Consider the following 24,465-nt stretch of genomic DNA (forward strand, 5'->3'; position numbering starts at 1 on the left):
AAATCTATTAGGTATAAATAATAACGAGATACTTTGACTTTTATACATTCAACGAAAAATCATTATTTTTAATAAAATTAAACCTCACTACCATTTACAATCTTAATCAATGATCTTATATCTAAATTTCAGCACCGCATTAATTTATACGGTGCCAAAATTTTATAATTATCGTTCCCAATAAGATTCTTCCAAACTATCTTCCTTCTCAGGTAAACCACGGCTTAATCGAGGGGAATGCTGACTCAATACCTGATAGCTAACTCTGTTGGCATATTTACACACTTGAGCAAGTGATGAATATGTCAGATAAGTACGGATATGTTTACTGGAATTAGGCACATTCATTCTATGGTGATTGTTGGCCGTTATATCATGCAGTAAAGCAGATAAAGCACCATCACCTGCCCCATTGGTATTCATGATTTTTTCTGGCCCCCCCATATAAGGTTCAATATGGGAATAAACTTTCATCGGGATTTGGCAATCAGATTTACGCATAGCGCGACTGAACTCATAACGATTAAATTCAGCAATAGCACCCGGTAACAATGGGTGAGTTGTCTGACGCATATAATCTTTTTCCGTATAACCTGCCATATATAATCCAGCCGGCCCCGCAGTACACAAAACTAAATCGACCCAATCCAGTGCCATATCTGAAGCCAATAATGGATCACTGAAACCAGTAAGCTCATAAGCTTCATCTTCATTCATTGCTAGAACAGAAATATTCTCAACCAGAAAATCACGCCACAATTGTGGATCATCAGCAATAACATATTTTGTCCCTAGCGTCAGAACCACAGGTACACTATGCTTTTTCGCATATTCGATAGCTTTCATGGTTGCTTCTGGCATGGGTTCTCCCGGCTTGCAACGAATCAAGTAAGCAGTCAATACCAAAGCAGAAGCTTCAGCAATAATCTTCTCAGGAATACTTTCCGGTTTAAGTTGATTCATTTGCCCAGGACTAATGGCAAAAGTGCGCTCACCATTTTCCGTTACTAGCGTAAAACAACGCCCAATTGCCCCGTTCACACCTTGTAAGTAGTTCAGATCAGTCCGGCTAGACGTGTTACATAAATAGCGGTAAGCATAGCTACCAATCTGAATATTACTGCACATAGTACCCAGTAAGACGGAACGATCATCGGCAAGAACTGAGTAATTATGTAAAGTATTACCAATAGTGCCACCCGCAAATTCGTGGCTAATAAGATTATTATCAGTAAGTTCTTTATACAGGGTTTCAGCTACATCATCTTCAATAACTAATGAATGCCCTTGGCTGAGGTTATAGCGCTGGATAAAATCTTCATCTACTTTCGCCTCAATATCCACTAATGTCTGATCGATACCAACGATATAAGCTCGGTTATTCTCACCATCCATCATCTCTTTAATTGGCTGGAGTAAAGGATCACGCAGACTGACGGGAAAATAGTGTTTTGATTTACGTTTACCAGGGAATTTCATTTTTGATTGATGCTATGACGCCAAAAGGTGCAGCATATTAGCACAATAAAAACTGACAGGCAGTAAATGTCACTACGACATTTACTGCCAAGGAAAACTTAAACCGCTTGCTGACGACTACGTACCATATGACGAATTAAAACAAACACCACAGCCAAGATCAGCCCAAAAAAAGCACCGCCTATTAAGATAAGTAGACGCTTCGGTGAATCTTTCGCTGTTGGCTCATAAGGAGCCTGCATATATCTAAATGGTTGGAAGTTAACTTTGTCTATTATAAGCGCTTTCAGCTCCTTTATATAAAACAATCGGTTACGTAAATCAGCATCAATCGAGGCTGGATCTTTGATCTCCTCCGTAATTTGCAGCTTACGTTGTAATGCATCAGCACCCAAAGCAATGGAATAATCTGGATCGTCTTTGATCATCGCCCCTTCACTGGAAATAGGTTTTTTAATTCCTGCCGAATTAGCGATAGATAATGCATATTTCAATCGCTCAATATTAGCTTCCTGTATATTATTCACACGGTTTAAATCAACGCTATACAAACCTTCAGAGTAAGCAAGCTTTTGTTTTACCATATCGCTTAATTCACTTTCCACCTGTTCATGGACAATAGACGACACATAGTCAATATAGCCATTTAACAGATTATATGCATCTTCTGAGGTTCCAGCACTAAAAGTCAATTTAGTTTCACCATTTTCATCATCTTTTTCCGCTTTTGAAGAAGATGAAATATTATCATTCACAATCTTTTCAATAAGTTTTCTTTCTGCAAGTGGTGAGCGATCACCTGATTTAGCCACCAGATTTTTAAAATATTCTGTATTAACCAGATATTCTTCACGTAAAACCCGTGAATTAAAATTATTTAAAAAACTATTATACAGTGACGACGAAGTTACTGATGATTGTAAACTTAAAACCTCGAACTTAGTCAGGATATTTTTAAGTGGCTGTATCTCTTCAAGTTGAGGTTTAACAATAGAAGCTGAACTGCTCCACTTTTGTGGTATCAAAGATACCGCTGCAAAGCCAATAACAGCAAAAAGGATAGTAACAGCAATAATCAATAACTTTGATTGAAATAAAACAGAGAATAACTCAAACAAATCAATTTCATCATCTCGTTTTGAATTGTAATAATTAAAATATTCTTCACTGAAATTAGTGCCTTTAATCGGTTTATTACTCATTATTTATATCCAAATTCAAATATGCTGTTACTAATTGATATACAGAACATCATTCCACTACGCCTATAGGTTAATTCCCATTTACTCTGAAACAAGTATGGCAGTTCCACTAGGCTGGCATCCGAGTAGCAATATACCTTAAAAAGCCAATGGACCCTAATGATAGATTAATCCTATCACTATTCATTTCTGTTTCTGACCAATCCGTTGACCAACTCTTCAAGTAGTAAAATATGACTAGCATTGTCGTTAAGCGCCGGAATATATTCAAATTTTTCCCCACCAGCATTAAGAAACATCTCTTTATTTAGCTGTTTTATCTCTTCCAGCGTTTCTAGACAATCAGACGAAAAACCAGGGCAAAGTACCTGAATATGTTTTATTCCCTGATTAGGTAGAGTTTTCATAGTTTGATCTACGTATGGTGTCAGCCATTGCTCACGACCAAAACGTGATTGATAAGCCATCATTACCTGCTCTGCCGGATAATTAATAGCTTGCTTTAGCAACCGTGTTGTTAACTTACACTGCTCAGCATAAATATCACCCGTATCAACAAAACGCTGCGGAATACCATGATAGGAAAGCAATAATCTGTCCGGTTGACCATGCTTATCGAAACTCTGCTCAATAGTTTCTTTCAGTGCAGAAATATAAGCCGGATGATCAGCATAACTACGAATAAAGTGAATCCCAGGAATAGTGCGGTATTTTTGTAATACTAGACTGACACCATCAAATACAGCCGCAGATGAGGAACCAGAATATTGGGGATAAAGTGGTAAAACAATCAGCTGCTCAACATTCTGCTTAAGTAAGTTGTCAATCGCTTGTTCAAGAGATGGAGAACCGTAATTCATTCCCAGTTCAACAGGGATGTCAGCAAGTCTTTCTGCCAGTAATTTCTGTTGCCGACGGCCATATACTAACAGAGGAGAACCTTCATCAGTCCAAATTTTCTGATATAACTTTGCTACACGTGAAGAGCGGAAAGGCAAAACAAAACCATATAATATTGGCTTCCAGATAAATCGAGATAAATCTATGACTCTTTTATCACTAAGAAACTCAGCTAAATAACGTCTTATAGCCGCAGTTGTCGGTTTATCAGGAGTGCCAAGATTAACTAATAAAACACCAAATTTACCGTTGTTCATTATGTCGATCCTTTATTGTTTCGCTGGTGAAAACCCTAACATAATAAAATACAGATGAAAATCATGTTTATCTACGAAAACAGTGAAGAAAAACCGACTAATTTACCTGATACAGTAAATAAATAATATAGGATAAGGCGACTTATTAGTCGCCCTCTAAGAATCATTTAGGTTGATTAATCCAAAATTTTAGATAATTCTTCACTAATCTCAGATACCTTACGAGTACCATCAATTCTAAAATATTTGGTATAATCTGCCTCTGCTTCTTTTTGATAGTAAGATACTAAAGGTGCTGTCTGTTGATGGTATTCAACTAAACGTTTACGCACGATATCTTCGTGATCGTCTTTACGAGCAGTCAACTCTTCACCCGTAATATCATCCTTGTTTTCTACTGTCGGCGGATTAAATTTGATGTGATAAACACGGCCAGATGGCGCATGTATACGACGCCCAATGATACGTTCAATAATGAGTTCATCGGGAACATCGAATTCCAAGATATAATCAACATTAATACCCGCTTCTTTCATTGCATCAGCCTGGGGAATAGTACGGGGGAACCCATCCAACAAGAAACCATCACGGCAGTCATCTTGTTTGATGCGCTCTTTGACCAAAGCAATAACCAGTTCATCGGTAACCAGCTTACCATGATCCATCAACGCTTTCGCTTTTAAACCCAATTCTGTGCCAGCCTTAACCGCAGTACGCAACATATCGCCAGTAGAAATTTGAGGGATCCCATATTTCTCCACGATAAATTGCGCCTGAGTCCCTTTACCGGCGCCCGGAGCGCCCAGCAGAATGATACGCATTGCGTAAATCCCCTTGCTAGTTAGTTTTTATATTTTGAGAAAACGAGTCACCATACCATTTAGCATGGGGTTCGCTCAAGGAAACAGGTAAACGATTTCGTGATATTTTTCTATAAAAATAAACCACGCCCCATCACATTATCAGAGGCGTGGTTTCCAATCGTCACCAAAAAATGATTAAATCAAGCTTTCTCAGACAACAATAGCTGATTCATACGGCGAATAAACTGATTTGGGTCTTCCAACGTGCCACGCTCAGCAAACAATGCCTGATCAAGCAACAGTTCAATCCAATCCGCGAATTGAGCTTCATCACTGATATCAGCAGCCAGTTTTACCAACTGATGATCAGGATTCAGTTCAAAATTGTACTTAACATCCGGCACCTGTTGACCTGCCGCAGCAAATAATTTCGCCATCTGCGTGCTCATTTCATCTGCATTTGTAGTCACAATTGCCGGAGTATCAGTCAGACGGTGAGTCAATTTAACCTCTTTTACTCGATCACCAAGCAATGTTTTCACACGCTCAACAAACGGCTCCAGTTGTTTTTCAATTTCTTCCTGTTCAGCTTTGTTTTCATCTGCCAATTTATCCAGGGATTCATCGGCTTTACTGACTGACTGGAATTTTTTACCATCAAAATCAGTGAGGTATCCCATCATCCATTCATCAATGCGATCTGACAGCAACAGAACTTCAATACCTTTCTTACGAAACAACTCCAGATGAGGACTGTTTTTCGCTGCGGCATAACTGTCTGCGGTGATGTAGTAGATCTTATCCTGACCTTCCGTCATTCTACTAACATACTCTTCCAGAGAAACTGTTTGTGCCGAGCTGTCATTATGAGTAGAAGCAAAACGCAGCAATTTAGCGATAGCTTCTTTATTGGTACTATCCTCTGCCGGACCTTCTTTTATTACCAAGCCAAACTGTTGCCAAAATTGCTGGTACTTTTCTGCATCATCTTTCGCCAGTTTATCCAGCATCTGTAATGCACGTTTGGTCAATGCATTACGTAAATTACGGGTAATAGAATTATCTTGCAAAATTTCACGGGAAACGTTCAGCGGCAAGTCGTTGGAGTCAATCAGGCCACGGACAAAGCGTAAATAGTTTGGCATAAACTGTTCCGCATCATCCATAATAAACACACGCTGGACATACAATTTCAGCCCGTGCTTATGCTCACGGTTCCACATATCCCACGGAGCCTGAGATGGAATATAGAGCATGCTAGTATATTCCTGTTTACCTTCTACGCGGTTATGGCTCCAGATCAGCGGATCAGAAAAATCATGAGAAATATGTTTGTAGAACTCTTTGTACTCTTCATCTGTAATTTCAGATTTACCACGAGTCCACAAAGCTTGAGCTTTATTAATCTTCTCCCAAGTTACTGTATCCTCTTCACCCTCTTCTTCGCTCTTATTCTTGGTTTCAATTTCAACCGGCAAGGCAATATGGTCAGAGTATTTACTGATAACAGAACGCAAACGCCAGTCATTCAGGAATTCATCTTCTCCTTCACGTAAATGAAGGGTGATCTCTGTACCGCGCGTCTCTTTTTCAATATCAGCAACTGTGTAATCGCCTTCTCCGGCAGATTCCCAGAATACGCCCTGATCAATTGGAGCGCCAGCAGCACGAGTACGTACAGTGACTTTATCAGACACAATAAATGCAGAGTAAAACCCAACACCAAACTGACCAATTAACTGGCTGTCTTTAGCCTGATCTGAACCAATAGATTCCAGAAAAGCTTTTGTTCCTGATTTAGCGATTGTTCCAAGATTATCGATAACCTCATCACGAGTCATACCAATGCCATTATCACTAATCGTGATGCTCCTCTTTTCCTTATCAAAAGAAAGTCGAACGCGTAGTTCACCATCATTTTCATAAAGTTTTGGCGCAGATAATGCGCGGAAACGCAATTTGTCAGCAGCATCGGAAGCGTTTGAGATTAGCTCACGAAGGAAAATCTCTTTATTGGAATAGAGTGAATGGATCATTAATTGCAGAAGTTGTTTTACTTCAGACTGAAATCCACGGGTTTCCTGACCTTTCATACTCATTTATTACCTCAATCTAAATCCAGTTCAGACAGACAAAATCAGACGATAATATGCAGATGGGGATAAATAAGTTGAATTTCAAGTTTGATTATCCAAAAGAGTTTGAAATAACTTTCATCATAGCAGAATGATCTAAGAGACATGCGCCACATAAATGTAGCGCCTCAAAGTCTTTACGATTTGATCTAAACAAAATTACAACACTATTCCTTTCCGACTAGATAAAACCGTAAGCCATTAATGGAAAATCAATAAGTAATCTTCTGCCGCCCGGCAATTGAATGAGACAATGTTGTACCGTCTACCATCTCAAGTTCACCACCAACCGGTACACCATGAGCAATACGACTTGCTGTTACACCATACTGAAAGCATATCTCTGCGATATAATTGGCAGTGGCCTCTCCCTCCACTGTCGGATTAGTCGCCAGAATCACCTCTGAAATCTCTTCAGTAGAGAGGCGATCCTCAAGACAATCTAAACCAATATCCATTGGACCAATGCCATCTAATGGGGATAAATGCCCCATCAATACAAAGTAACGCCCGGCAAACTGCCCGGTTTGTTCAATAGCATGAATATCCGCAGGACTTTCAACCACACAGATTTGACCATTTTGTTGACGGCGTGGATTAGCACAAATTGTGCACTGTTCCTGTTCGGTAAAAGTCCGGCAATATTTACAGTGCCCAATTTCTGACATTGCTCTGGTCAATGCCTGAGCCAAACGCATTCCACCACTGCGATCACGCTGTAGCAGATGAAAAGCCATCCGCTGTGCAGATTTAGGGCCAACCCCTGGTAAACAGCGTAATGCTTCCATCAAGGATTCAAGGAGAGGACTCGTTTGCATCAGAATGGCATCTTAAAGCCTGGTGGCAATTGCATCCCACTGGAAATACCTGACATTTTCTCTTTCTGAGTTTCTTCAATACGACGGGCTGCGTCATTGAATGCAGCAGCAATCAGGTCTTCCAACATCTCTTTATCATCTTCCATCAGGCTTGGATCGATCTCAACACGACGGCAATTATGAGCACCATTGATAGTCACTTTCACCAGACCTGCACCCGATTCCCCCGTCACTTCCAGATTGGCGATCTCTTCTTGCATTTTCTGCATTTTGTCCTGCATTTGCTGGGCCTGTTTCATCAAATTGCCCAAACCACCTTTACCAAACATAGATTTCTCTCTTCGCTATGGCTACATCGTACAAAGGTACAGATTGCAGCATGGTTAAACCGGTCGGATACTCTCTTCATCCAATTCAGCATCAAATACCTGCCGCAATGTTTGAATAGTTTTATCCGCAATAATTGATTGGCGAGCTTGTGCCAATTTCTCTTCATAAATGGCTTGTCGCCACTCCAGCGGAGTTTTCTCCGCAGGATTATCATCTTCAATAATACTGAATTCAACCGTTACGCCATACAACTCGCTTAAAGCCCCCGCTAATGACTTTTGTGCGAAAGCGGAATTAAGGTGACGCTGGCTCGAACGCAAGTGTAAACGGATATTATTTGCACTAACCTGCTCTTTGAATGCATTTAATGCCAATTGCTGCACCAGTTTAGGAATTTTAAGTTTACCAACTTCTGTGGCCCATGCATCTCTCTGTTTAGACTCTTCCGTTAATTTCTCTGCCAGCTCTGATGTTTTCTCATGTTCCAAAGCTGTTCTTAAAGCCTTTGGTGTGGCCACATGAGTTTCTGTTTTCTCCTCAATATTCTTGGCACGCCAACGGTAAGCTTCTTTTTTCTCAGGTTTGTTTTCCTGTTTTTTATCTATTGATGGCTGAGGTCGCTGTCCTGACACTGCGGCAAACCGTTCCAATGCTGAAGTTGCTGACTTCATCTTAACAGGCGTAGCTGATTCAGGCTTTTTTGTTGATGTTTGCTCTTGCTGTCGGGATAACACATTCCTTGCTTTCAGCAACTGCGCTGTTGGGCTTGATGCAAGCGCCTGAGGTATCTGGGGCTCCGACTGAGAAGCTCTATCCAATTGTGCCGGTTCATTAATATAATTAGCAGGTGGCACATCCCCCTGATCACTATGTTTCGGTCGTGCTGTAACTGATGGGATAACCGCAGAATGTACCACCGGTGCCACAACCTCTTCAATAACGGCTTTCGGATGAAATGCCAAAGCTCTGAACAGAGCCATTTCAACACCCATCCTACGCTCCGGTGCATACGGCAAGTCTCTACGACCAATCAGCAAAGTTTGATAATAAAGTTGCAAATCTTCCGGTGAAACAGCTTTTGCCAATATCCGCAAACGGCCTTCAATTGATGAAGAAGCGATTTCTGGCTGAGAAGGTAACAACTGGAGCATTGCAATACGATGCAGCAATGCAAGAATTTCTACCAGCAAATCCTCCCAGTCTGCCCCCCGTGAAGCGACTTGTTCCACCAATGCCATAACCTGCTGACCGTCAGCTCGAATTAATGCTTCAATAATTGATAACGGCTGTTCATCATCTAAAGTTCCTAGCATCAAGCTGACTATTTCAGCTGTCACCAGCCCTTGTCCGATAGCAATAGCCTGATCTGTCAGACTCAACGCATCACGCATGCTGCCATCAGCAGCACGAGCCAATAGCTGACGAGCGCGGTTATCACTCTCTATATGTTCAGCTTTAAGAATACGCTCAAGCTGATCGCTTATCTGACCAATATCCAGCAATTTGAGATGGAACTGCAAGCAACGGGAAAGAATAGTCACTGGCAATTTTTGCGGATCAGTCGTTGCCAGTAGAAACTTCACATGCTCAGGCGGCTCTTCCAACGTTTTCAATAATGCATTGAAACTGTGGCGGGAAAGCATATGCACTTCATCAATCAGGTAGACTTTAAAACGCCCACGAGCCGGAGCATATTGCACGTTATCTAGCAATTCACGCGTATCTTCAACTTTAGTACGGGAAGCCGCATCAATTTCAATTAAATCGACAAATCGCCCCTGTTCAATCTCAAGGCAATTAACACATTTACCACAAGGCTTATCCGTAATACCTATTTCACAATTTAGCCCCTTGGCAAACAAACGGGCGATAGTTGTTTTCCCAACACCTCTAGTGCCAGAAAATAAATAGGCGTGATGAAGCCGACCATGGGCAAGACCATTAGCTAACGCAGTCAGGACATATTCCTGACCAATTACATCAGAAAATATTTGTGGGCGCCACTTACGGGCAAGTACCTGATAGCTCATTGATACCGGAAAAAATCGAATACAGTTGAGCACCATGCTAACACAGCCTCACTACAGACAGCGAGGCCGATATGTTAGTAATACGAAAATAAGCAGATTAATGGCCTGGGAATTCCAATAGAGTGAAGCTGTTCACGCCTTGTTTTTGCAGACGCTCACTCCCTCCCAAATCAGGCAGGCCAATAACAAAGGCAGCTTCAGAAACTTCACCATCTAAATGACGGATTAAGCGAACAGTTGCCTCAATAGTGCCACCCGTTGCCAGCAGGTCATCAACAACTAACACCTTATCACCTTCTTTAATGCTGTCCTTATGTATTTCCAGTGTATCGGTGCCATACTCTAAATCGTAAGTTTCACTCAATGTTTCACGAGGTAATTTGCCTGCTTTACGGACAGGGATAAAACCAACACCGAGACGCAACGCAACTGGAGCTCCAAATAGAAAACCGCGAGCCTCAGTACCCACAATTTTTGTGATTCCTTTGTCCTGATATCGTTCTACCAGAAGATTAATTGTTGCCTGGTAGGCAAGAGGGTTATCCAATAAGGTCGTGATATCACGAAAAAGAACCCCCGGTTTAGGGTAATCAGGAATAGTTTCAATACTGTCTTTAATAAATTGCAGTTGCTGCGCGTTTGCGGTCATAATCGGTGCCAGTGAGTAGAACAACGAGAGTGCTAAAATCTATGCAAACTGATAAAAAAAAGCAACTGATGAACATGCATCAGCCTATTTTTTGTCGTTCCAAGTTAATTCTGCTTCGCAAAACATAATCATCGCAGGGTATAAATGAGTACACAACCGTTATTAAATTTACTCGAAAAACAGGTCGATATACTGGCGGAAGAGCTAGCACCATTAGCAGACACACCATTCTCTACTGCCCGGTTTGATCAGGCTTTATTTAACCGACATAGCGATAAACTCCGTGGTTATCTACAAGAGGTCAGGCACAACATGGTACAACTCAAAGAATGTGTACAGGATCACCGAACCGAACAGGTTGCATTTCTGACTGAGCGCTTAGTTGCCCAAATAGAAGCATTAAGGCGTGAATTGTCCACCCAGCCACTGAGAAAAAAAGAGAGCAGGTTCGAACATAAACAACAAGCTACTGACCTGTATCACAAACTGGCTGAACATCAAGATTATGAACGCCGTCTGCTCGCAATGATCAATGATCGAGAGCTAAGATTGAATCAACAAACTACACTGAGTAATCAGCAAAAAATACAGAAAGAGATCGCGGCATTAGCCGGAAGACTAGCACGTTGCCGCCAATCTCTGACGCGAATTGAAAAATCAATCGAATACAAAGAGAACATGGATTAACGATTCAGATGAGGAATGTTTTATGTCAGTCGAACAAGCACCACCTGAAGTTCAACTTGCTGTTGATCTGATCTATTTACTGGAATGTAATGAAATCACTCCTGAAATCGCACTCGCCGCACTGGAAATAGTCAAACACGACTATCAAGCAAAATTAGCGAAGCAATCACAGTCGACGAAGGAATATTGAACGATTTACTTCAAACACCTTAATAGATATCTTGATCGATACTATAAAAGATTCACGTTTGTCTTAAGTATATGATCATACATTCATATCAATATCAGCCTTTGCAAAATTTCAAACGGTTTTATATCGTCACTCGCTCTTTCCACTATTTCGTTTAAGAAACGTTGAAGAATAATCATCCGCAGCAATTCGAGTGCAAAGCGGTTCCCATTCACAGCCTATACAAGCGGATCTTATGATCCCACGATTGAAAGCCCATCGTGCCTGTTTTAAATAGGTCTCATCAAGCCTCAACGTATGACCTATCTCAATTGGTCGGCCTATAAGAGCGCTAACTGCTTTCAAAGCTCGACTATCCCGGAGAATAACACTCTCGCCAAAACAATGAGGTTCATCTTCTCCAAGCAAAGGAATACATATGTCATCCGGTCCTGCCACAATCAAGATATCTTCGTCCCAAATTCGAGGAATAATCCTATTGTAATTTTCGACAAAATCAGGGGAATATCCGTTACCTGCGTAGGTAAGAATACACAAAAGGTGATGACCTCTCAGAGATATTGTCATTGTTGCATTCCCAAATGTGATCAAATGTTGCATTTTTATACAATCAATGTTATACGATTGACACTGACCATCAATATATCAATTTTTCTAATATAAATAAAATCGGCTAGGAGTCGACTATTATGTCGTCACGGTGGGTATCAAACGAGCTTGTCAAATTATCATCAGAAAGCTTGCAAGCAATCATAGATAATAAGATTCCAGCAGTGATGATAGATGATTTTGCAACTATAGAAGAAGCAGAACAGCTTTCGTCTGCAATACTGAGCATGCAGGCAAAGCCATATGAATTTGGAAGGCCGGGGTTCTATTTGGGAAATTCACTTGCCCATTACCGTGATCGACCAAAAGAGCAATATTTTGCTCAAGTTAGCGTAGCTGAGCAAGATCGCATCCAAATTATCAATCAAGCTTTTGATCCAGTTGATCGGTTCATGCGATACATCAATCACGATACAAATTTCAGCATTTCAGTCGCAGAAGAACCGGGGTTCGGCCCCTATTTTGCTGGTATCGTCCGGATTATCTCCAGTGGCTCGGATCTACATATAGATTACGCGCCCACTTTTGCGAAAGGAAATTTAATCATCGGAGATATATCGACTCAGCTTGCTTGGAACCTCTATATTTTATCTCCCTCTCAGGGAGGAGAAACCGTGATCTATAATCAACCATTCAAGAGTACTGTAGTCGATAAAACATACAAGCCATATGACAGTTCTCTATTAGTTGATTGCGAATCTTTCACTTTCCGACCTCAAGTTGGTTCAGTCGTCATTTTCAACACAACTAACCCTCATATTGTCCTACCTGCAAGTAGCAATCGCATTGCAACAGGCTCCTTCATCGGTGTATTAAATGAGAAAAAGTTAACCTTATGGTCGTAATACATCTCAACGAAACATTTGGGGCCTGAATATGAAGAGTGCCTCTTCTTACTCCACTGCTACTCTATATGTCGTGACGATCATCACTGGGGGAACATCGTGGTATGCAGCAAAACTACAATTAACTGATGTTTCACCTGTAATATCCCTGATTTACCGTTTTGGATGTGCGTCGGTACTGCTACTTCTGATTGCTGTAATTTCACGGGAAAGACTTACACACACCTGGCGCGAGCACCTCTCTTTTGCCGCACTTGGTACATTCGGATTCGCTGTCACATTCTTGCTGATTTACAAGGCTACAGCCTTGATCACTACCGGTTTAATCGCCCTTACCTACTCTTCAGTCATATTATTCAACGCCATAAATGCAATTCTCTTTCTACGGCAATCGATTTCATGGACAGTGCTGGTAGGCGCTGTAGTCGGGCTAACTGGGATAATTTTAGTCTTTAGCCCAGAATTTTTAAATAATGAGTGGAATTGGACAGGATTCGGTTACGCAATTGCAGCAACCCTGACATTCTCATTTGCTAACATTTCCGCAGTTCAGTTACAGAGAAAAGGTGTCACTGTTCTGCCAATGACCGGGATTTCTATGGGATATGGCACCATATTCTTGTTCAGCTATGCCTTTTTGACCAAGCAAACGTTTGATTTTGATCTATCACCAGCCTATGTAACATCTCTATTCTATTTGATCCTGTTTCCTTCGGTAATTGGGTATACAACTTACTTTGCCGTTGTCGGTCGTTTGGGGGCTGAACGAGGAGCTTATGCCATGCTTATCGTTCCACTCGTAGCCTTAACGATCTCCAGCGTTACAGAGGGCTATCGTCCAACCATTTGGGCCATAATCGGCACAATGATGACACTTAGCGGTAACTATTGGGTAATCACAAACAAACATCAACCTACGACAAAAACTGCCCCTTAAGAACGCGGTTCAAGAGTGGGATAAGCCCGACGAACCGTTTTCGCAATCAAAATAACTAGTACTATTTTGATAATATCTCCCGGTACAAATCCAATCGAACCTACGGTTGCTTGCCAGATGCTGATATTGGCAAGTGCGGCAATCCACGGGATACCGATCACATAAACAACCATAATTCCACCAAAGACAAGAAATGCAGCTTCTTTAAAGGTATTTAGTTTTGTAAGATTTTTCTCATACAAATAGCCGATAACAAAAGCGGCAATCGGCCATGCTAAAATAAAACCACCACTTGGACTGAGAAATACACCCAATCCTCCCCTCCCTCCAGCCATTACTGGTAATCCAACGGTAACAAGCACACAAAAAAGCAACAATGCTAATCCACCCCGTTTCGCACCAATAATGGCCCCAGCAAGCATTGCGCCCATCGACTGCGCTGTTATCGGAACGCCCACAACGGGAAGTGTCAATGGCGGAAATAAACCCAATGCGACGGTTAGAGAGGCAAATAGAGCTATATAAACAATATCTTTGGTAGACATTTAATCCCTCTTTCTTTTCGATAAAACCACAAATCTTGCTTTACTTGCTGCCCAATTTCTTTCTGTCAAATCCAGGATCATAGGACCTAGCTTCAATAGCAGCAGAGATATCGTCTGCCATTTTGAGCATTCGCACAATAACAGGGACTGCAATTGCAATGACACTCTTATCGAGACCTCTTGCTTTCTGTGCCTCTCGTACTTCTTCTGTAATTGACGCCAGAACAGGGATAAACCGCAAAGCAAGCGATAGAGCCAAGCTCACTTTTCCAGGATTGATGCCAAGATAGTACAACCACCAAAGCCCTTTTTCCAATGCGTCGATCATATCAGAAGAGCGCGTAGTGAGAGTAACAAGCGAGGCCAGCAACAAAAGAGAGACAAGACGAACCACCACAAGTACACCTGCGGTCCAGTGGTGTAGAAACAATTGGACTATAAAAATAAGTGCGAGTATCCATAGTGCCGACCGTAATTGCATCCAAGCAGTTTTTAATGAGATTTTGGCTAACAAGTATAAAAATACGATGCCTGTCAATGCCACAACAGAAAGATCAATACGAGGAGCAACGAAAAGCAATGTTCCCAGAATGAGCAAAGAAATAATTTTGAGCCCAGGGCTAACTCGATGCACAAATGATGAACCAGGATTATATCCAGACAGGCTCATAACATCATCCTTACGTATTCAGGAATAGCAATAGAGGGTATGTCATCAACAACGACACGACCATTATCAAAAACCAGAACACGATCAAATCCCGCCAAAAAATCAAGGTCATGAGAAACTATAATCACAGTTTGAGATAAGTTATCGATTGCTTTGGCAACACGACGCTTGTTTCGTAAATCCAGCAAGGTTGTAGGCTCATCGAAAATAATGTAATCGGGCTCCATCACCAGAACACCAGAAATCGCAAGAAGTTGTTTCTGACCACCACTTAAAAGATGGGCAGGATGCTCCCTAAATTGAAGTAAATCATATCGAGAAAGCACCTCCTGCGTTCTTTGCCAAATCGTATCCTTGGAAAAACCGAGATTTTTCATTCCAAAGGCCAAATCTTCTTCAACGACTGGAAAAACGATCTGATTGTCAGGATTCTGAAATACAAAACCAACCTTACGCCGGATCGCTTTACCTTCCGTTCTGGTGTTCAAACCATCCACCAAAACATCACCACTTTTCGGTACCAACAATCCATTAAGAAGACGTGCGAATGTACTTTTGCCACAACCGTTGCTGCCTATGATGGCAATTCGTTTTTCCTTTAGCTGCAAATTTAATTCTTTCAATATCACTCGCTCACCATAGGCGTGCGTTACATTTCGTATTTCCAACATAGATGATTATCTCCGGCCAGCAACTTAATACTGATCCCACTTAGCACTGTGTCTGCTTGCAAAATCCGTAGGGAAAATTCAATCAATGCACTGATTTCAGCGTTATCAATCAGTGCCAACTTGCTGATATTACAAGCACCTACTCTACCCTTGCCGAATTTAATCAGTACATTTTATACAGTCAGAATCTTCAAAATTTACCTTAGGTTATAGCCTTTCTTTAATCTCTTCCCTAACAAAACCGGCAGCAGTATCTGATATTAGAAATAATTTCAGCTTAGTTTCTCAGTCTTATCTCTTATATAGCAGCAGATAAACAAAGAGCATAAGATAATGACTTTTGGCCATTAGCCACATTGTTAGCAATTACCAAAATAGAATTCACCTTTATTATTCTGGTTCTTCATTTTTCAGCGACTTTCATATGCTCACTATATTTAAGCATATCGATAAAACTATCCACTAACGACTCCGCTTCTTTCTGAATATCAAAACTATCTGGTGCAAATAACCAATTTTCCAACAAGCCCGTTATCAATCCTCTTAACATGATAGCCGCTCGCCGCAGATGAAGATTATAAGGAAGCTGGCCTGATGCAATACAACCAGAAAGAGACTCTTCAATACGAACATAGTCTGCAACACACAGTTCCTGACGAACTTCCACCAAGGCAGACATTTCACCAACAAACTCACATTTGTGGAAAAAAATCTCCATTAATAGCCGGTTTTTCGGATCATCAACGACCGACGTCAGGATATGGATGATTAAAGTTCTTAAAATCAGGAGTGGATTATTAGGATATTTTGCTTGATACTCTTTTTCTAATTCGTCAATCTTAGAATCTGTTATTCTACAGGCTTCGGAAAACAGGTCTACTTTGTTTTTAAAATGCCAGTAAATTGCCCCACGGGTTACCCCAGCCGTTGTGGCAATATCTGTCAGTGAAGTAGCAGAGACACCGCGCTCAGAAAACTCTTTTATAGCTGCGTCTATAATCTGTTGCCGGGTCTCTTCAGCCTGTTGTTTAGTTTTTCGTGCCATACACTCTAATTTTAACCTAAAATGGATTTACATACATTCACGTATGTTTGTATTATAGCATGCTGTTATTAATGGAGTAATGGTTTTACGGATTGAAGGGTCAACATCTAAAAATATTGAGGTTTACTTATGCGAATAAACAGGGGAGTTTTGCCTCTGGCTACAGTACTGGTACTCTCAGGCAGCTTAGCTCTTTCAGGATGTAACGACAAAGACTCTCAGCAGGTTGCTGGGAACCAACAGGCTCCTGAAGTCGGTATCGTGACGCTGAAAACTGAACCTCTGATGGTCACGACGGAACTTCCAGGCCGAACATCAGCCTTCCGCATTGCAGAAGTTCGTCCACAAGTAAGTGGTATAATTCTGAAACGAAATTATAAAGAAGGTAGCGATGTAAAAGCAGGCACTTCTTTATATCAGATAGATCCAGCAACTTACCAGGCTGACTATGACAGTGCTAAAGCTGATTTGGTAAAAGCTCAAGCTAATGCAGAGATCGCACGCTTGACAGTGAATCGATATAAGTCACTGTTAGGTACAAACTATGTTAGTCAACAGGAATTTGATAAAGCCAGTGCCGACTATGCGCAGGCAAATGCTATAGTACAGGCGGCAAAAGCGGCCGTAGAGACCACCCGTATCAATTTGGCATATACCAAAGTTACAGCACCGATTAGTGGTCGTTCCGGCAAATCTACTATAACTGAAGGTGCTCTAGTTTCTGTTGGTCAACCAACAGCACTGACAACGGTTCAACAGCTGGATCCAATTTATGTGGATGTCACTCAGTCAAGTGATGACTATCTGCGTCTTAAAAATGAAATCGCCAAAGGTGCTGTGCAGAAAGGGGACAGTAAAGCTAAAGTTCACCTGATCATGGAAAATGGTAAAAATTACAGTGAAACAGGCTACTTGGAATTCTCTGATATTACTGTAGATGAAACAACGGGCTCTATCACTATCCGTGCAATATTCCCTAACCCGAACGAAGAGCTACTTCCAGGCATGTTTGTTCGTGCAAAACTGGAAGAAGGTATTCGCCAGGATTCAATACTGGTTCCTCAGCAAGGAGTTACCCGTACACCTCGTGGTGAAGCTACTGTCATGGTGGTTGGTGCAGACGAAAAAGTCGAACCGCGCGTTATCACTGCCAACCAAGCTATTGGTGATAAATGGCTAGTAGCTTCCGGTCTGAAAGCAGGTGATCGGGTCATCGTTACTGGTTTGCAAAAAATTAAACCCGGCATACCGGTTAAAGCAGAAGAAGTGGACTTAAATGCAAAATCTGCTGCGAACCAAGCTGAACCTGCGAAAAAGTCTTAATTTAGGAGTCATAGGAGTCAGTGATTCATGCCTAAATTTTTTATAGATCGGCCAATCTTTGCATGGGTAATCGCAATTATCACCATGCTGGCTGGGCTGTTGGCAATTATAAAATTACCCGTAGCGCAATACCCTACTATTGCACCACCGGCGATTTCTATCTCTGCAACTTATCCCGGCGCAGATGCCACTACTGTGCAAAACACAGTGACTCAGGTTATCGAACAGAACATGAATGGTATCGATAACCTAGTTTATATGTCTTCCGACAGTGATTCTGCTGGAAACATGAATATCACACTAACCTTTGAGGCCGGTACTGATCCCGATATTGCACAGGTACAGGTACAAAACAAGCTGCAACTCGCTATGCCTCTGTTACCACAAGAAGTGCAACAGCAAGGTATACGTGTAGATAAGTCCACGACCTCTTTTTTGATGGTTGCCGGATTCATCTCTGAAGATGGCTCTATGTCACAGGACGATATCTCTGACTATGTTGGTGCAACCGTCAAAGACCCTCTGAGCCGTGTAACTGGTGTGGGTGATACAATGCTTTTTGGTAACCAGTATGCCATGCGCATCTGGTTAAATCCTGACAAGCTCGTTAATTACAAAATGACGACTCTGGATATAATAAATGCAATCAAAGCACAAAATAACCAAATAGCCGCCGGTCAATTAGGGGGAACCCCTCCCGTTCCAGGTCAACGCTTGAATGCCTCGATCATTGCTCAAACACGTCTAACCTCACCGGAAGAGTTCAGCAATATACTTCTGCGCGTCAATACTGACGGTTCTCAAGTCCGTCTGAAAGATGTAGCAAAAGTGGAACTAGGTGCAGAAAGCTATAACATCATTGCCCGCTATAATGGAAAACCTGCTGCGGGTATCGGTGTCAAACTAGCGACAGGCGCTAACGCTCTGGATACATCCAAAGCAGTAAAAGAAGCGCTAAAAAATATGGAGCCTTTCTTCCCTCACGGGCTGAAAATCGTCTATCCATATGACACCACACCATTTGTTAAAATCTCTATAAACGAAGTGGTAAAAACACTGGTTGAAGCCATCATGCTGGTGTTCGTGGTAATGTACCTATTTCTCCAAAATTTCCGTGCAACACTCATTCCAACCATTGCGGTTCCAGTCGTGCTCTTAGGAACATTTGCAATACTCGCTACATTTGGCTATTCAATAAATACATTAACCATGTTTGCTATGGTTCTCGCCATTGGCTTATTGGTAGATGATGCCATTGTTGTTGTAGAAAACGTTGAACGTGTTATGCAGGAAGAAGGTCTATCGCCGAAAGAAGCAACCAGGAAATCAATGGGGCAAATCCAAAGCGCCCTAGTTGGTATTGCAATGGTGCTGTCTGCTGTATTTATCCCAATGGCCTTCTTCGGTGGTTCAACCGGTGCAATTTATCGTCAATTCTCGATCACTATCGTATCTGCAATGGTATTGTCTGTGCTGGTAGCATTAATCCTAACACCAGCTCTATGTGCCACTATGTTGAAACCCATTGCCAAAGGTAGCCATGGTAAGCAGACCGGCATCTTTGGCTGGTTCAACCGCGTATTTGACAAAAGTACCCACCACTATACTGACAGCATTGGTCGCATTCTACGCAATACAGGCCGTTACCTGGTAATTTATGTATTCTTGGTGGCGGGTATGGCCATCATGTTCACACGTTTACCATCCTCTTTTCTTCCTGAAGAAGATCAGGGAGTATTGCTGACAATGGTTCAATTACCTGCGGGGGCAACACAGGAACAAACAGAAAAAGTTCTAGATAAAATAAGCGATTACTTCAATACAGAAGAAAAAGATCGTGTGGTTTCTGTATTTACCGTCAGTGGCTTTGGTTTTAGTGGGCAGGGGCAAAACACAGGGTTGGGATTTATAAGCCTGAAAGACTGGAGTGAACGTCCTGGTGCTGAAAACAAAGTACCGGCTATTGTTGCCAGAGCTAGTGCTCACTTCCAGAAAATCAAAGAAGGTATGGTTTTTGCGTTTAACATCCCTGCAATTGTAGAGTTAGGTTCAGCAACCGGTTTTGATTTTGAATTAATTGATAAAGCAAACCTTGGACATGACAAACTGACAGAAGCCCGTAACCAATTACTTGGCATGATACAACAGCATCCAGATATGTTAGTAGGTGTTCGTCCTAATGGTCAGGAAGATACCCCTCAATATCGGCTCAGGATCGATCAAGAAAAAGCTGAAGCTCTCGGTGTTTCCATAGCTGATATTAACTCAACACTCAGCACAATGTTTGGTAGTAACTATGTGAACGACTTTATCGATCGCGGTCGTGTCAAAAAAGTTTACGTTCAATCGGAAGCACCTTATCGTATGTTGCCAAGTGATATCTACAAACTGTATGTCCGTAATAAACAGGGTGAAATGGTTCCATTCTCTGCCTTTACAGATACGTCCAAAGAACCCTGGACCTACGGTTCGCCACGTCTGGAACGTTACAACGGTTTACCATCAATGGAAATTCTGGGTGAAGCAGCTCCGGGTAAAAGTACTGGTGATGCAATGGCCCTGATGGAAGAATTGGCATCTAAGCTACCAAATGGAATCGGCTTCGACTGGACAGGTATGTCCTATCAGGAACGCCTGTCTGGTAATCAAGCCCCAGCTCTATATGCATTATCATTGATAGTGGTATTCCTCTGTCTGGCTGCACTATATGAAAGCTGGTCAATTCCATTCTCAGTTATGCTAGTAGTACCATTAGGTATCATTGGAGCCTTGTTAGCAACAACATTCCGCGGTTTGGATAACGATGTTTACTTTAAAGTTGGCTTATTGACCACTATCGGTTTGTCAGCTAAGAACGCAATACTTATCGTTGAATTCGCCAAGGACCTGATGGAAAAAGAGGGCAAGGGGTTGATAGAAGCTACACTAGATGCGGTAAGAATGCGTCTTCGCCCAATCCTAATGACATCACTAGCATTTATGTTAGGTGTTATCCCCCTAGTACTGAGTAATGGTGCAGGATCCGGCTCTCAAAACGCAGTGGGTACTGGGGTATTAGGCGGAATGATTGCAGCAACCTCGCTAGCAATCTTTTTCGTGCCGGTATTCTTTGTGGTTATAAGACGACGTTTCAGTAAGAAAGCGGAGGAGATTGAACCCGCGTCAGAATCTCACTAAATGCTACCAACAATAACCAGAAGGCCGTCAAATCGGCCTTCTTAAATATAATAGTTGCTTCCATCTGACAAGATTCTGATCATTAATCTATCCGCTTAATATTTAAGTAATTTTGTTTAAATTTAATTATAATTACCACTTATGAGTATAAAATAGCTTTAAAAATCCAAGCATTAGTGACTTTAATAAAATTAATATGAAAGTCGTCGGACAAAAATTACTTTATCTTTTTTTACACTAAATGACAAAAAACAATACCAGCACATAGTGACTTATGTAATAATGATGTTATATTCATTGATTATTGTAGCCATCAGGCTATAATCTGCCGTTACTGGTGTCTGAGGGTAATACTGTTTTATATAAACCTACATATTAACTCACACATACTAGCCGATATTTATAGTTTATTGAGTTAAGGTATGAATTTTTGTTAAGAGCTGATTCTGATTTACGAGGAAGCGAATCAGAGCCATCTGTAAAAAAGATAAATAATCCCAAAGAACGATTATAGATACATAATAATAATCTCTCGAAAAAAATTTTATAATACATGTATATGCTTAGTGTTTAACTCAAAAAATTAAGTAATGGCATATACAGGAAGATCAACATAGCATGGATGAATATTCACTCAAGATGACATAATATTGATGAATTAGAATGCTTATGTAAAAATCTAAGGCAAGAAGCACTTCTAGTGCAGAGTACACAGAGATGAGACTGGTTGTAGAAATAGCTTTTACATCTCAGGATAATTTAAAGCTAAACAAATAGATTGAATACATATCAACTTTCGTTTAGTACTTTAAAATAAAATATTCTGATGATTTCAACCTTCTCACTTGAATTGATAAATGTATTGATAATACATGTACTTATACTTTGCTTGGAAACAAATTAAGATTAGCGTTTCTAAACTTATGGAATGGTAAAAAAACTAATGAACGCTTAACCAGCGTCCTGTTACAGGATTTAAATTGCTCCTTGAGCAAAATTTGATTGAATATTTCCCTCAATAATTTTTTATATATGTTAAATAAGAAAGGCGATTATGACTAAAACTGATTATCTGATGCGTTTAAGAAAATGCACCACGATTGATACACTGGAACGTGTGATTGAAAAGAACAAATACGAACTTTCAGGAGATGAACTTGAACTATTCTACTCTGCTGCGGATCACCGCCTAGCTGAGCTGACCATGAATAAACTGTATGATAGAATTCCACCTTCAGTATGGAAATATGTTCGCTAAAATAGTCTTTATCAGATAGAAAGTGATCCGAGCCGGTAAAGTGCTATCGGCTTATTAGGTTACCAATGAAATTGGCGAGGGCTCTGCCAGCGACATCCCGGCACACACATCCCCTGCTATGGCTGCTTCCTTCCGGACCTGACCAAGTTAACAAGTTAGCGTTGCGGGAGAACCAACAGAGCCCCCATTGCGACGTGTTGCTTTAACTTCAAAGCGGCGCCATTATCATTCATACCTACTTAAATAGCAAGACAAGCAGGCCCGAATGCTGATTTATTGCACATTGCAAATCAATACAATAAGGAAATGTATTATCTAACGGCTTTCAACGTAATTTCGACATCTTTAGTCTTCCCATTATTAATCACTTCATATGCTGTATCTGTAACAAACATCAAGCGGCTATGCAACGAAACAGAAGCTCTGACAACAATGCGTGCATTCGGCTTAATTTTGTTTGTCTGATAAGGCAAAACAAAATGGAAAGGTGATTGTTTCCCACCTAAACGCTCTACCTTCTGAGACAAAGTAACTGAAGGCGCATCAGCCAAAGATACATCAGATAAGGCCACCGTCAGAACAGCATCTGCTGGCAATGCGATACGCTGTAGTATATTAATATTGCCTTCAACAAAAGACCGTTTCATTGGATTTTCAATCTTTTCCACCTGGGTATCTACCACCTCAGCACCTGTGGCATTACACCCGACCAAAGCAACCGCTAGTAATACGCCAGCGGGGAGCTGCCATAATTTCATACACATTCCTCCATTATTAACTAATCTATATAAATATTAAAATAAATTGAAATATCAAATCATTAAATCTAAATCATTTGAATTATAGATTAAAAATTTGAACATAAAACGCCAATAAATCTCATATTCTTTATTGCACTACTGTCAGGACTTAAAACATTTACAATTTAGTTATTTATTAATCATTTATTAATGAGACAATAATCATCCCTTGTACTCTCGATAACCTAATAGAAAACAAAGGCGTATTATGAGTAAGTCATTACAGAATCTGATAAATTTGATGAAATTGGAAAAAATTGAGGAAGGTATTTACCGAGGGCAAAGCGAAGATCTCGGTTTTCCTCAGGTTTTCGGAGGACAAGTGATTGGTCAGGCACTGTATGCTGCCAAACAAACCGTTGTCGATGACCGAATGGGCAACTCTTTCCATAGCTATTTCTTACGTCCCGGTGACAGTCACAAACCTATCGTCTATGATGTTGAGATTTTGCGTGATGGAGGAAGTTTTAGTGCCCGGCGAGTTAGTGCGATTCAGAATGGTAAGCCTATCTTTTATATGACTGCCTCATTTCAAAGTCACGAAGAAAGTTTTGAACACCAAAATATAATGCCGGATGTACCCTATCCAGAAGAACTTATCCCTCAAAACGAAATCGTAAAAAAAATGTCTCATCTACTGCCACAGAAAATGCAGAATATTCTTCTCTTCCCCTGCCCGCTAGAAATGAGGCCCGTAAAATATCACAGTCCATTCAATTGCTCACCAGAAGAACCTGTACGCTATGTTTGGTTCCGCAGTAACGGAGATATACCTGATGACCCTTTTATTCATCAATATCTACTTGGCTATGCCTCCGATTTTAACTTTCTGCCAACAGCATTACAGCCACATGGTGTCGGGTTCCTTGAGAAAAATATTCAGATAGCAACAATTGACCATTCTATGTGGTTCCACCGCCCGTTTAGACTAGACGACTGGCTGCTATATGCTGTAGATAGTCCGTCAGCTTCCGGTGCCCGTGGTTTTGTTCGGGGACAGATTTATAATCGTGAAGGGATACTTGTTGCTTCCACTGTACAGGAAGGTCTGATTAGGAAACGCAATAGATAGATAAATGAATAAGGCAGCAAACTAAGAAACCAA

23 protein-coding genes and 1 other RNA gene are annotated in these 24,465 nt (G+C 41.1%); 8 read left to right on the forward strand and 16 right to left on the reverse strand.

Translation table 11 applies throughout. The features are described 5' to 3' along the window. Positions 1-168: 168 nt before the first annotated feature. The 9 genes from KZ793_RS03930 to apt form a co-directional block, all read right to left on the reverse strand. The gene (locus tag KZ793_RS03930) at positions 169-1,479 is read right to left on the reverse strand and encodes an inosine/guanosine kinase (RefSeq protein WP_225813699.1); all 1,311 of its coding nucleotides are present in this window, start codon (positions 1,477-1,479) and stop codon (positions 169-171) included. A gap of 98 nt (positions 1,480-1,577) precedes the next feature. Then, a complete protein-coding gene (gene wzz(fepE) / locus KZ793_RS03935) occupies positions 1,578-2,681 on the reverse strand; it encodes an LPS O-antigen length regulator Wzz(fepE) (protein WP_225813706.1) in 1,104 nt (367 codons plus the stop codon). Positions 2,682-2,860: 179 nt separating this feature from the next. Continuing rightward, positions 2,861-3,838, reverse strand: coding sequence for a ferrochelatase (gene hemH, locus KZ793_RS03940; protein WP_225813708.1), 978 nt, complete (start codon positions 3,836-3,838; stop codon positions 2,861-2,863). A gap of 176 nt (positions 3,839-4,014) precedes the next feature. Continuing rightward, positions 4,015-4,659, reverse strand: coding sequence for an adenylate kinase (adk, locus tag KZ793_RS03945; protein WP_225813710.1), 645 nt, complete (start codon positions 4,657-4,659; stop codon positions 4,015-4,017). A 182-nt stretch (positions 4,660-4,841) separates the two neighbouring features. Beyond that, positions 4,842-6,734, reverse strand: a complete 1,893-nt coding sequence (htpG, locus tag KZ793_RS03950) for a molecular chaperone HtpG (protein WP_225813851.1) — start codon at positions 6,732-6,734, stop codon at positions 4,842-4,844. Positions 6,735-6,988: 254 nt separating this feature from the next. Then, positions 6,989-7,594, reverse strand: a complete 606-nt coding sequence (gene recR / locus KZ793_RS03955) for a recombination mediator RecR (RefSeq protein ID WP_225813712.1) — start codon at positions 7,592-7,594, stop codon at positions 6,989-6,991. After that, on the reverse strand, positions 7,594-7,923 hold the full coding sequence (locus KZ793_RS03960) for a YbaB/EbfC family nucleoid-associated protein (protein WP_118985081.1): 330 nt from the start codon (positions 7,921-7,923) through the stop codon (positions 7,594-7,596). Before KZ793_RS03960 ends, recR begins: the two co-directional genes overlap by 1 nt. A gap of 54 nt (positions 7,924-7,977) precedes the next feature. Then, positions 7,978-9,954 carry a DNA polymerase III subunit gamma/tau gene (gene dnaX / locus KZ793_RS03965; protein WP_225813852.1) on the reverse strand — a complete coding sequence of 659 codons (1,977 nt, stop codon included), beginning with the start codon at positions 9,952-9,954 and terminating at the stop codon, positions 7,978-7,980. A gap of 97 nt (positions 9,955-10,051) precedes the next feature. Next, positions 10,052-10,603: an adenine phosphoribosyltransferase gene (gene apt / locus KZ793_RS03970; RefSeq protein ID WP_118985082.1), complete on the reverse strand. Its 552-nt coding sequence runs from the start codon at positions 10,601-10,603 to the stop codon at positions 10,052-10,054. A 144-nt stretch (positions 10,604-10,747) separates the two neighbouring features. On the opposite strand from apt, the gene priC reads away from it, so the two are divergent. Together priC and rsmS are read left to right on the forward strand one after the other, a co-directional pair. Further along, positions 10,748-11,290 carry a primosomal replication protein PriC gene (priC, locus tag KZ793_RS03975; protein WP_225813718.1) on the forward strand — a complete coding sequence of 181 codons (543 nt, stop codon included), beginning with the start codon at positions 10,748-10,750 and terminating at the stop codon, positions 11,288-11,290. Positions 11,291-11,312: 22 nt separating this feature from the next. Next, positions 11,313-11,480 carry a pleiotropic regulatory protein RsmS gene (gene rsmS, locus KZ793_RS03980; RefSeq protein WP_225813720.1) on the forward strand — a complete coding sequence of 56 codons (168 nt, stop codon included), beginning with the start codon at positions 11,313-11,315 and terminating at the stop codon, positions 11,478-11,480. Between the two features lie 129 nt (positions 11,481-11,609). Here rsmS and KZ793_RS03985 read toward each other — a convergent pair whose 3' ends face one another. Continuing rightward, entirely contained in the window at positions 11,610-12,080 is a 471-nt protein-coding gene (locus KZ793_RS03985) for a DUF1284 domain-containing protein (protein WP_317987440.1), read from the reverse strand. 89 nt (positions 12,081-12,169) lie between these two features. On the opposite strand from KZ793_RS03985, the gene KZ793_RS03990 reads away from it, so the two are divergent. Together KZ793_RS03990 and KZ793_RS03995 are read left to right on the forward strand one after the other, a co-directional pair. Next, entirely contained in the window at positions 12,170-12,934 is a 765-nt protein-coding gene (locus KZ793_RS03990) for a 2OG-Fe(II)-dependent halogenase WelO5 family protein (protein WP_225813724.1), read from the forward strand. A 31-nt stretch (positions 12,935-12,965) separates the two neighbouring features. Next, positions 12,966-13,871, forward strand: a complete 906-nt coding sequence (locus KZ793_RS03995) for a DMT family transporter (RefSeq protein WP_225813725.1) — start codon at positions 12,966-12,968, stop codon at positions 13,869-13,871. On the opposite strand, the gene KZ793_RS04000 is transcribed toward KZ793_RS03995, so the two are convergent. The 4 genes from KZ793_RS04000 to acrR form a co-directional block, all read right to left on the reverse strand. After that, positions 13,868-14,416, reverse strand: coding sequence for a biotin transporter BioY (locus tag KZ793_RS04000; RefSeq protein WP_225813727.1), 549 nt, complete (start codon positions 14,414-14,416; stop codon positions 13,868-13,870). The two genes, KZ793_RS03995 and KZ793_RS04000, sit on opposite strands and share 4 nt — an antisense overlap. A 40-nt stretch (positions 14,417-14,456) precedes the next feature. Then, positions 14,457-15,086 (reverse strand): energy-coupling factor transporter transmembrane component T family protein, encoded by a 630-nt coding sequence (locus tag KZ793_RS04005; protein ID WP_225813729.1) that lies wholly within the window; start codon positions 15,084-15,086, stop codon positions 14,457-14,459. Beyond that, on the reverse strand, positions 15,083-15,757 hold the full coding sequence (locus tag KZ793_RS04010; protein ID WP_225813730.1) for an energy-coupling factor ABC transporter ATP-binding protein: 675 nt from the start codon (positions 15,755-15,757) through the stop codon (positions 15,083-15,085). Before KZ793_RS04010 ends, KZ793_RS04005 begins: the two co-directional genes overlap by 4 nt. Before the next feature lie 403 nt (positions 15,758-16,160). Continuing rightward, a complete protein-coding gene (gene acrR / locus KZ793_RS04015; RefSeq protein ID WP_046394855.1) occupies positions 16,161-16,802 on the reverse strand; it encodes a multidrug efflux transporter transcriptional repressor AcrR in 642 nt (213 codons plus the stop codon). 129 nt (positions 16,803-16,931) lie between these two features. Between acrR and KZ793_RS04020 the strand changes: the two genes are divergently transcribed. The 3 genes from KZ793_RS04020 (at position 16,932) to KZ793_RS04030 (ending at position 22,560) form a co-directional block, all read left to right on the forward strand. Next, the gene (locus tag KZ793_RS04020; RefSeq protein ID WP_225813731.1) at positions 16,932-18,125 is read left to right on the forward strand and encodes an efflux RND transporter periplasmic adaptor subunit; all 1,194 of its coding nucleotides are present in this window, start codon (positions 16,932-16,934) and stop codon (positions 18,123-18,125) included. A gap of 27 nt (positions 18,126-18,152) precedes the next feature. After that, positions 18,153-21,302, forward strand: coding sequence for an efflux RND transporter permease subunit (locus KZ793_RS04025; RefSeq protein WP_225813732.1), 3,150 nt, complete (start codon positions 18,153-18,155; stop codon positions 21,300-21,302). Between the two features lie 1,054 nt (positions 21,303-22,356). Further along, positions 22,357-22,560: an HHA domain-containing protein gene (locus KZ793_RS04030; RefSeq protein WP_011147992.1), complete on the forward strand. Its 204-nt coding sequence runs from the start codon at positions 22,357-22,359 to the stop codon at positions 22,558-22,560. Positions 22,561-22,641: 81 nt separating this feature from the next. Here the strand turns inward: KZ793_RS04030 and ffs are convergent. Next, positions 22,642-22,738, reverse strand: an RNA gene (gene ffs / locus KZ793_RS04035) — signal recognition particle sRNA small type. A gap of 133 nt (positions 22,739-22,871) precedes the next feature. Then, a complete protein-coding gene (locus KZ793_RS04040) occupies positions 22,872-23,318 on the reverse strand; it encodes a YbaY family lipoprotein (protein WP_225813733.1) in 447 nt (148 codons plus the stop codon). A gap of 250 nt (positions 23,319-23,568) precedes the next feature. Between KZ793_RS04040 and tesB the strand changes: the two genes are divergently transcribed. Further along, positions 23,569-24,432, forward strand: a complete 864-nt coding sequence (gene tesB / locus KZ793_RS04045; protein ID WP_225813734.1) for an acyl-CoA thioesterase II — start codon at positions 23,569-23,571, stop codon at positions 24,430-24,432. The last annotated feature ends 33 nt before the right edge of the window (positions 24,433-24,465 follow it).

It is taken from the genome of Photorhabdus antumapuensis (genome assembly GCF_020387775.1).
In the GTDB taxonomy this organism is placed as follows: domain Bacteria; phylum Pseudomonadota; class Gammaproteobacteria; order Enterobacterales; family Enterobacteriaceae; genus Photorhabdus; species Photorhabdus antumapuensis.

What these genes read in the sequence shown, in the direction of transcription:
- KZ793_RS03930 (WP_225813699.1), bottom strand. Translation starts at nt 1,479, where the DNA reads ATGAAATTCCCTGGTAAACGTAAATCAAAACACTATTTTCCCGTCAGT.
- hemH (WP_225813708.1), bottom strand. Translation starts at nt 3,838, where the DNA reads ATGAACAACGGTAAATTTGGTGTTTTATTAGTTAATCTTGGCACTCCT.
- adk (WP_225813710.1), bottom strand. Translation starts at nt 4,659, where the DNA reads ATGCGTATCATTCTGCTGGGCGCTCCGGGCGCCGGTAAAGGGACTCAG.
- htpG (WP_225813851.1), bottom strand. Translation starts at nt 6,734, where the DNA reads ATGAAAGGTCAGGAAACCCGTGGATTTCAGTCTGAAGTAAAACAACTT.
- recR (WP_225813712.1), bottom strand. Translation starts at nt 7,594, where the DNA reads ATGCAAACGAGTCCTCTCCTTGAATCCTTGATGGAAGCATTACGCTGT.
- KZ793_RS03960 (WP_118985081.1), bottom strand. Translation starts at nt 7,923, where the DNA reads ATGTTTGGTAAAGGTGGTTTGGGCAATTTGATGAAACAGGCCCAGCAA.
- dnaX (WP_225813852.1), bottom strand. Translation starts at nt 9,954, where the DNA reads ATGAGCTATCAGGTACTTGCCCGTAAGTGGCGCCCACAAATATTTTCT.
- apt (WP_118985082.1), bottom strand. Translation starts at nt 10,603, where the DNA reads ATGACCGCAAACGCGCAGCAACTGCAATTTATTAAAGACAGTATTGAA.
- priC (WP_225813718.1), top strand. Translation starts at nt 10,748, where the DNA reads ATGAGTACACAACCGTTATTAAATTTACTCGAAAAACAGGTCGATATA.
- rsmS (WP_225813720.1), top strand. Translation starts at nt 11,313, where the DNA reads ATGTCAGTCGAACAAGCACCACCTGAAGTTCAACTTGCTGTTGATCTG.
- KZ793_RS03985 (WP_317987440.1), bottom strand. Translation starts at nt 12,080, where the DNA reads ATGCAACATTTGATCACATTTGGGAATGCAACAATGACAATATCTCTG.
- KZ793_RS03990 (WP_225813724.1), top strand. Translation starts at nt 12,170, where the DNA reads ATGTCGTCACGGTGGGTATCAAACGAGCTTGTCAAATTATCATCAGAA.
- KZ793_RS03995 (WP_225813725.1), top strand. Translation starts at nt 12,966, where the DNA reads ATGAAGAGTGCCTCTTCTTACTCCACTGCTACTCTATATGTCGTGACG.
- KZ793_RS04000 (WP_225813727.1), bottom strand. Translation starts at nt 14,416, where the DNA reads ATGTCTACCAAAGATATTGTTTATATAGCTCTATTTGCCTCTCTAACC.
- KZ793_RS04005 (WP_225813729.1), bottom strand. Translation starts at nt 15,086, where the DNA reads ATGAGCCTGTCTGGATATAATCCTGGTTCATCATTTGTGCATCGAGTT.
- KZ793_RS04010 (WP_225813730.1), bottom strand. Translation starts at nt 15,757, where the DNA reads ATGTTGGAAATACGAAATGTAACGCACGCCTATGGTGAGCGAGTGATA.
- acrR (WP_046394855.1), bottom strand. Translation starts at nt 16,802, where the DNA reads ATGGCACGAAAAACTAAACAACAGGCTGAAGAGACCCGGCAACAGATT.
- KZ793_RS04020 (WP_225813731.1), top strand. Translation starts at nt 16,932, where the DNA reads ATGCGAATAAACAGGGGAGTTTTGCCTCTGGCTACAGTACTGGTACTC.
- KZ793_RS04025 (WP_225813732.1), top strand. Translation starts at nt 18,153, where the DNA reads ATGCCTAAATTTTTTATAGATCGGCCAATCTTTGCATGGGTAATCGCA.
- KZ793_RS04030 (WP_011147992.1), top strand. Translation starts at nt 22,357, where the DNA reads ATGACTAAAACTGATTATCTGATGCGTTTAAGAAAATGCACCACGATT.
- KZ793_RS04040 (WP_225813733.1), bottom strand. Translation starts at nt 23,318, where the DNA reads ATGAAATTATGGCAGCTCCCCGCTGGCGTATTACTAGCGGTTGCTTTG.
- tesB (WP_225813734.1), top strand. Translation starts at nt 23,569, where the DNA reads ATGAGTAAGTCATTACAGAATCTGATAAATTTGATGAAATTGGAAAAA.